We start from the raw sequence: 7,729 nt of genomic DNA on the forward strand, positions 1-7,729 counted from the left end.
TTTAATTAAACATTACTTTTTCAGCTCCTCAATCCTCTTTGTTATCTCACTGATAGCCTCTTCGTACTCCTCGGCCGTGGGTACTCCGTGGTGCCATTTGAGCACGTTTTCCATGTATGACACGTGGAATCCTTTGGTTGTGTGGAGTATTACCATATGGGGCTTGCCGTTCGTATAGTCAATGTTCTCAAGGCAGTCGACTATGGCGCCCATATCGTTGCCGTCAACGTCGAGCACGTCCCAACCGAAGGCGCGCCAGCGCTCGTCAAGCGACTCGAGCTTCATCACGTTCTCGGTGGTGTCGCTTATCTGCAGGCCGTTGCGGTCGATGAAAGCCACGAGGTTGTCCAGCTTGTAGTTGCTGCCGGCCATCGCAGCCTCGTAGATTGAGCCTTCGCCCTGCTCGCCGTCGCCCATCAGCACGTAAGTCTTGTATGCCGCGCCGTCCATCTTTGCCGCTATGGCGCAGCCTACGCCTATTGAGAGGCCGTGGCCGAGCGCTCCGCTGTTGAACTCAATGCCAGGAACTTCCACCGTTGGGTGTCCGGCCAGCACTGAAAGATAGTCGCCGTAAGTATCGACAAGCTCTTTCGTGATGAAGCCCTTGGCCTCAAGCACGCAGTAAAGGGCCTCTACACAGTGGCCCTTGCTCATTATGAAGCGGTCGCGTCCCTGCATTTTGGGGTTCTTCGGGTCAACGTTCATCACGCGCATGTAAAGCGCCGTGAGCACGTTAAGCGAAGACAGGTCGCCGCCGATATGGCCGGCCTTGGCCTTATAGACCACTTCTACTAATCGTTTCCTGATTTCCTCGCTCGCCAGTGTAAGCTCGGCGATGCTCATTTTGTTGTCCATATTATCAAGTTAGTAATCGTTAATAAATTCCATCTAAGGTCTTCATAATGTTATCGGAAGGCTGTGCCCGAAAGGCTTTCGCCTTCTTGAAGCCAAAGATAAATATTATTTTCCAAAACAAAAAATGATTTCACAAAAAACAAAGAAGAATGACATAAAACAAAGAACGAATCTATCCAGTGTGCGATTAGTAGTTAAAGAAGTTAAAGTAGTTAACGTTCGCTTCGCTCACTAAGGAGTTAAAGACAAATGCCTTGTAGGGTTTTGACCGATTAATTGTAATAGGAGCGTATGCTAATATTCATATAATAATATAACAGAAGGCACGGATTAACGCCTAATAATACGGAAAGAGCACAATAATGCACATAAAAACCGTAAGTAAACAGCGACATTTTACTTACAATTTACAAAACAAAAAACAACATAAAACGCAATTCATTAATCATTCAACATACGTTTACTTACAAACCAAAAGGCCATGTTTTACGGTCTAAAATATGGCCTTTTGCAAGCTAAAAGGCGGTCTTTGGGAAGGTAAAAGAGCACCAACGAAAAAGCCGCCGGCCACATACCGTTATGGCAAATAGTCAAAAAAATTGCGGCAAAAACTTTGCGTTTATGATATAAATGCTTACCTTTGCAACCGCTGATTGGTTCACGCCACAATGTGATTAAAAGGGAAACGTGTGAAAGTCACGTACAGTCCCGCTGCTGTGAGCTGTCATTATTGAGACCGACACCGCGCCACTGGCACGTCAATTATAGCCGGGAAGGCCGTCGGTCTTGGCACAGCGAAGTCAGAAGACCTGCCGTCAGTTATGTTTAATCCACTGCTTCGAGGAAGGTGGTGTATTATGTTTAATCTATTGGTACGTATTAAGTCATTATCAGTTGCCGCATTTGGCGCGCTGCTATCATGCACGCCGGCCGCGGCGCAAGGCACGGACAGCATTTCGGACGGCCGTGTGCTCGACGACGTAACCGTAACCGACAAGGCACGGCAAAGGCAGGTTGCGGGCACGGCACCGCTGCGCATGCTCGACAGCGAGGCAATGCTCCGCCTCGGAGTAACCGACATTGCCGACGCGCTGCACCGCCTGCCGGGCATAACCCTACGCGACTACGGCGGAGCGGGCGGCATGAAGACGGTATCGGTACGCGGCTTCGGGTCGCAGCATACAGGCGTGAGCTACGACGGAATAGCCCTCAGCGATTGCCAGACAGGCGAGATTGACATGTCGCGCTACTCGCTCGAGAACGTCAGCGACATATCCCTTCTGATAGGCGACAACGACGACATATTCATACCCGCACGCAACGCCGCCTACGCCGCAATGCTAACCATCAACACCATGGCGCCGCCCACGGCCGACAACAAGCCCCACCTCACCACGCAGGTGAAGCTGGGTTCGTTCGGATACGTAAGCCCCTTCATCCGCTACACGCATAACCTGACGGACAAGTTCGCCCTGTCCGTTTCGGGAGAATACGTCTACGCCGAGAACGACTACCCCTTTACGCTACGTAACGGTAACGTCATCACGCGCGAACGACGCACCAACAGCATGATGAACTCTGCCCACGGCGAGGCCGGATTCATCTGGAACATCAACCGTAACAACCGCCTTGACGGCAAGATATACTACTACGACAACGACCGTGAACTGCCAGGCCAGGTGAGATACTACACCGACATCAGCATGGAAACACTGCACGACCGCAACTTTTTCGCGCAACTGCAATACCGTGCGTGGAACAGCCGCAACCTGTCCTTCAAGCTCAACGCCAAATACAACTGGGCTTCGTCAGATTATAAGAACGGCCTGTACCAGGGCGGAATCAACGACGCAAAATACTGGCAGCGCGAAGCCTACGCCTCGGCATGCCTTCTATACACGCCGTGGCGCAACTGGGCATTCGACTATTCGGCAGACTACATCTTCAACAATCTTAGCAGCAGCCTCGCCACCAACACCCGCCCATACCGTCACACGGTACTCCAGTCGGCCACGGCGCGCTACCGCGACCGTCGGTTTACGGTCATGGCACGCCTGCTCTACTCGCTTTACTTCAACGCGGCAAAGGACGGAGCCAGCGCGCGCGACGCCCGCAAGCTGTCGCCGTCGGTATCGCTATCTTACCGTCTGCTCAGCGACGAAGACCTGTACATACGTCTTTCGTACAAAAATATCTTCCGTGCCCCAACGTTTAACGAGTCGTATTACTTCCACTACGGCAGCACCGACCTCAAGCCCGAGACGACAGACCAGCTCAACCTGGGCCTCACATGGGAGCACACATACGGCCGCAAGTCGTACTTCAGGCTGTCTGCCGACGGATATATAAATAAGGTAAAGGATAAAATAGTTGCCGTGCCGTACAACATGTTCGTATGGACCAACGTCAACGTGGGTAAGGTAAAGGGGCACGGAATTGAGACTTCGGCCACGTGGAACCACCGTTTCACCGACCGCTACGCCATCCTGTTCTCCGCGAACTACGGCTGGCAGCGCTCCGAAAACCGCACTAACCCCGAGTCGCCGTACTACGGTTACCAGATAGCCTACACTCCCGAGCACCAGGGAAGCGCGGCCATCAGCTTTGAAAATCCGTGGGTAAACCTATCGGTTCACGGCTACGCGGTGAGCAAGAGGCACGCCAACAACAACCATTATGAGGGTACAGACATCGACGGCTACGCCGAGTTCGGCCTCACCGCCTACCGAGACATCCGCCTTTGGGGCGGCACGCTGGAGGTAAGAGCCGACGTAAAGAACATTCTCGACAAGCAATACGAGATTGTGGCAAAGTATCCCATGCCCGGCAGAAGTTATCAAATATCCATTAATTATAAATTCTAAACAGCAAAATGAGAAAGTTTTTATCAATGTTTGCCATAGTCGCACTGTGCGGACTGGCCTTCGTTTCATGTAGTGACGATGATGACACGACACCTCCGCCAACACCAGTGACGGTAACAGACGGCGTATTTGTAGTCAACGCCGGTACTATTGGCAATATTCCCGGAAGCCTTACCTACATCGGTAGTGACGGTAGCGTTACACAAAAAGCATTCGCCAACGCCAACAACGGGATGTCGCTCGGTGACACGCCAAACGATGCCGTAGTGAACGGAAGCAAGCTCTACATTGTTGTCAACGGTGATAACATTATCTGGGTATTGGATAAAAACACACTGAAAATTGACCGCCAGTTAAGCACAACTGAGCTTATGGGCGAGGATAAGGGCAAACAACCGCGCCATCTTCTTGCTTCCGGACAATATGTATTCGTATCAACGTATGACGGATACGTGGCCGCAATAGACACGACAACTTACGAAGCAACTGTTTATCAGGCAGGTTCTTACCCCGAAGGAATGGCAATAAACAACGGCAGTCTGTATGTCGCAAACTCTGATTACAGCCTCGGACAAAAACCGTCTATATCTGTTATCAACCTCAACTCAGGCACAACAACGGATATCAAGGACGAGCTTATAACCAATCCTCAGAGCTTTGCCGTTATGTCAGACGCCATTTACTTCCTTGATTACGGCTCATACGATGCGTCATATAACCAAACTGGAGCTGGAATACGCAAGGTTGTGAACGGTGAAATAACAAAAGTTGCCGACGCGACGCTCATGGCCGCGAACACGAATAATGGCAAGATTTACATCATCAACGCGCCTTATTCATATCCCGCAACTCCCGTTACTTACAGCGTTTACGACACAACGACCGGAAAAACAACGCAGTTCATTACTGGAGACAACATCGACAGCCCCGCCGCCATTGCCGTTGACCCTGTAAACGGAGATGTTTATATAACTTCTTACGTGGTTGACCCGGATACTGGCTATGCCGGTTATTCAATAGACGGATACGTCAACCGTTATACAGCAGACGGAACTTTCGTTTCAAGAAACGACGTTGGCGTAGGTCCGATAACTATTACATTCAATTATAACACAGTTTATGAATAAGCGTCTGAGCATTATTCCACTTCTCGCCGTGGTGCTGTTGCTCCTCTGCTCATGCGGGGGAGGCAGCACCACGGCTGCCGTTTCGGGCGGCGACACGGTGAGATTTAAATATGCCGAGCGGCTTACCGTTGTGAAATACGACGGCTATACGGTGGCAACTCTTGCCGACCCGTGGAACAAAGGACGCACTCTGCATTCATATATACTCATACCCGATACAGCAAAAGCAGGCACGCAAACCGACGGAAAAGGTCTTACCGAAAGCCTGAGAGCACAGACCGGGGCGGCTGTAACTGTGGTTCACACCCCGCTGAAACGTACCGTCGTCGCGTCATCGGTATATTGCGGACTGCTCATCTCTTTAGGAAAGGGCGACGCCATACGTGGAGTATGCGACCTGAAATATATCAACCAACCTTGGATTAAGGAGCAATGCCGACTTGGAAGGATAGCCGACTGCGGCGACGCAAGTACCCCTACCCTCGAAAAAATAATAGACATAAACGCCGACGCCATACTTATCTCGCCGTTCCAGAACAGCGGCGGCTACGGACGCCTCGACGAATGGGGCAACCCGATAATAGAAACGGCCGACTACATGGAGACCTCGGCCTTGGGAAGGGCCGAATGGATGAAGTTCTACGGCATGCTGTTCGGCGTGGAGGACAAGGCTGACAGCATGTTTAACGACATTGAGAAGAGATACAACGAGCTTGTAAAACTGGCAAGAACGTCAACCGTCAGTAAATCCGTGCTCGTCGACAAGATTGCAGGCCCCGTATGGTACGTACCAGGCGGACGCAGCACTCTTGGCCGGGTGATAGCCGACGCAAACGCGGAATATCCCTTCTCGACCGACAACAACAGCGGCAGCCTGCAATTAACGTTCGAGACCGTACTGACGAAAGCAGGCAACGCGGACGTATGGTTGCTGAGATATGACGGCAAGAATCCGCTGACATACCCTACGCTTCTGTCCGAGAACCAAGGCTACTCACAGTTCAAGGCATTCAAGGAGAGACAGGTGTACGGTTGCAACACCAGCACGAGCACGTTCTATGAAGATACTCCGTTCAATCCCGACCTACTGCTACGTGACATAATAATAATAACACATCCCGACTTGTCTGGTCTTGGAAGCACCAGATACTTCAAGAAGGTAGCAAAGTAAGACAAATACCACGCATGAAAAAGGGTACGCGCATAAACATTATAATGGCTGCGGCGGTCATTCCGATGTTTCTCCTGAATCTCATAATAGGCTCGGTAGACATTCCGTTGACCGACGTCGTAGCCATTCTTTTCGGTAAAGATTGCGCCCAGGCGTCATGGGAATACATCATATTGCAGACCCGTCTGCCGCAGGCTATTACCGCCGTGCTGTGCGGAAGCTCGCTCGCCGTAAGCGGACTGTTGCTCCAGACGGCGTTCCGCAACCCTCTTGCGGGTCCTTCAATATTCGGTATCAACAGCGGAGCAAGCCTCGGCGCCGCCTTGGTAATGCTGGCTTTCGGCGGCGGCATAACGCTTGGCACGGTATCGCTCACGGGCTTCGTGGCTGTGCTCGCAGCCGCTTTCATAGGTGCCGGAGCCGTCATGGCGGTGCTGCTACTATTCGCCGGGATGGTAAGAAACAATGTCATGCTGCTGATAATAGGCATTATGATTGGCTACATAGCCTCGTCCGCCATCGCCTTGCTCAACTTTTTCGCCACCGAAGAGGGAGTACATTCATACATGGTATGGGGTCTCGGCAACTTCGGGGGCGTGTCAATGCGCCAGATTCCGTTGTTCGCCACGGCAACGGTTGCAGGTCTCAGCCTGTCAATATTGCTCATAAAACCGCTCAACACGCTGCTTCTCGGCGAACAATACGCCGAAAACCTTGGCATAAACACACTGCGCCTGCGCAACAGTCTGCTTGTTATCACGGGTATACTGACGGCCTCGGCCACGGCATTCTGCGGCCCAATAGCGTTCATAGGGCTTGCCGTTCCGCACATAGCGCGCATGATTCTCAACACCGACGACCATAGACAATTACTGCCAGGCACAATAATAACAGGCGCCGCAGTAGCGTTAGTTTGCAACCTCATATGTGCATTGCCAGGCGAAAACGGGGTAATACCTCTCAACGCCGTAACACCCATAATGGGCGCGCCCGTCATTATCTACGTAATAATGCGCCGTAGATAATGCGGATATTATGGCTTTGCAGCCAATAAGCTTACCGGTGAAAATTCAATAAGTATACAGTACTTTTGTAAAAGACCGTATATTAACGTGAGTTCGGTATAAGAAAACGATTGAAAAAGTTGTGGGAATGAGATATTTTTAGTACCTTTATAGTTGATAATCAATAAGTTACATAAAAATATCCATTCCCATGACTGATGCAAATATAATAGAAATTTTCTGTATTCTCGATGAATTCTGCAAATATTTTGCTCCCGAACTGAAAAAACACACGCTGGACATCTGCGGAAAACGTCGCCGCAACCGCCCGTGCCTCATGTCCGACAGTGAGGTGATGACCATTCTCGTACTGTTCCATATCTTGCGCCACCGAGACCTCAAGTCTTTCTACCTCGGTTATGTATGCAACCACATGCGCAAGGAGTTTCCACACCGCCTGTCGTACAACCGCTTCGTAGAACGCCAGGCCAAGGTGGGACTCCGGCTTTTGCTGTTCCTGCAGACATGTGCGTTGGGTAAATGTACTGGAATATCCATAATCGACTCCACACCGTTGAAGTCATGCAATATAAAGCGTGCGCACAGCCACAGGACGATGAAGGGATGGGCCGCCAAGGGCAAGTGTACGATGGGATGGTTCTACGGATTCAAGCTGCATATAGTGATAAACGACCGTGGCGAGATAAT

General features: G+C 51.0%; 6 protein-coding genes and 1 riboswitch. Of the genes, 5 read left to right on the forward strand and 1 reads right to left on the reverse strand.

Annotation, left to right across the window (positions count from 1 at the left end; genetic code table 11):
• Window positions 1–12: 12 nt before the first annotated feature.
• Window positions 13–843, reverse strand: a complete 831-nt coding sequence (locus H6A34_RS06695; protein WP_021947944.1) for a transketolase — start codon at window positions 841–843, stop codon at window positions 13–15.
• 648 nt (window positions 844–1,491) lie between these two features.
• Window positions 1,492–1,686: riboswitch (cobalamin riboswitch) on the forward strand.
• Between the two features lie 26 nt (window positions 1,687–1,712).
• Here H6A34_RS06695 and H6A34_RS06700 point away from each other — a divergent pair.
• The 5 genes from H6A34_RS06700 to H6A34_RS06720 all read left to right on the forward strand — a co-directional run.
• A complete protein-coding gene (locus H6A34_RS06700; protein WP_205104324.1) occupies window positions 1,713–3,719 on the forward strand; it encodes a TonB-dependent receptor plug domain-containing protein in 2,007 nt (668 codons plus the stop codon).
• A gap of 8 nt (window positions 3,720–3,727) precedes the next feature.
• On the forward strand, window positions 3,728–4,846 hold the full coding sequence (locus tag H6A34_RS06705; protein ID WP_205104325.1) for a DUF5074 domain-containing protein: 1,119 nt from the start codon (window positions 3,728–3,730) through the stop codon (window positions 4,844–4,846).
• Window positions 4,839–6,017, forward strand: a complete 1,179-nt coding sequence (locus H6A34_RS06710; protein WP_205104327.1) for an ABC transporter substrate-binding protein — start codon at window positions 4,839–4,841, stop codon at window positions 6,015–6,017. Before H6A34_RS06705 ends, H6A34_RS06710 begins: the two co-directional genes overlap by 8 nt.
• Window positions 6,018–6,031: 14 nt before the next feature.
• On the forward strand, window positions 6,032–7,042 hold the full coding sequence (locus tag H6A34_RS06715) for an iron ABC transporter permease (protein ID WP_021947254.1): 1,011 nt from the start codon (window positions 6,032–6,034) through the stop codon (window positions 7,040–7,042).
• Window positions 7,043–7,232: 190 nt separating this feature from the next.
• The coding region (locus tag H6A34_RS06720; RefSeq protein WP_275955208.1) for a transposase at window positions 7,233–7,729 on the forward strand (497 nt) is incomplete at its 3' end.

The organism is Marseilla massiliensis, assembly GCF_016899855.1.
Lineage (GTDB): Bacteria > Bacteroidota > Bacteroidia > Bacteroidales > Bacteroidaceae > Prevotella.

Bases quoted from the DNA above. Each gene is read 5' to 3' on its own strand.
- H6A34_RS06695 (WP_021947944.1), bottom strand. From the start codon at position 843: ATGAGCATCGCCGAGCTTACACTGGCGAGCGAGGAAATCAGGAAACGA.
- H6A34_RS06715 (WP_021947254.1), top strand. From the start codon at position 6,032: ATGAAAAAGGGTACGCGCATAAACATTATAATGGCTGCGGCGGTCATT.
- H6A34_RS06705 (WP_205104325.1), top strand. From the start codon at position 3,728: ATGAGAAAGTTTTTATCAATGTTTGCCATAGTCGCACTGTGCGGACTG.
- H6A34_RS06710 (WP_205104327.1), top strand. From the start codon at position 4,839: ATGAATAAGCGTCTGAGCATTATTCCACTTCTCGCCGTGGTGCTGTTG.
- H6A34_RS06700 (WP_205104324.1), top strand. From the start codon at position 1,713: ATGTTTAATCTATTGGTACGTATTAAGTCATTATCAGTTGCCGCATTT.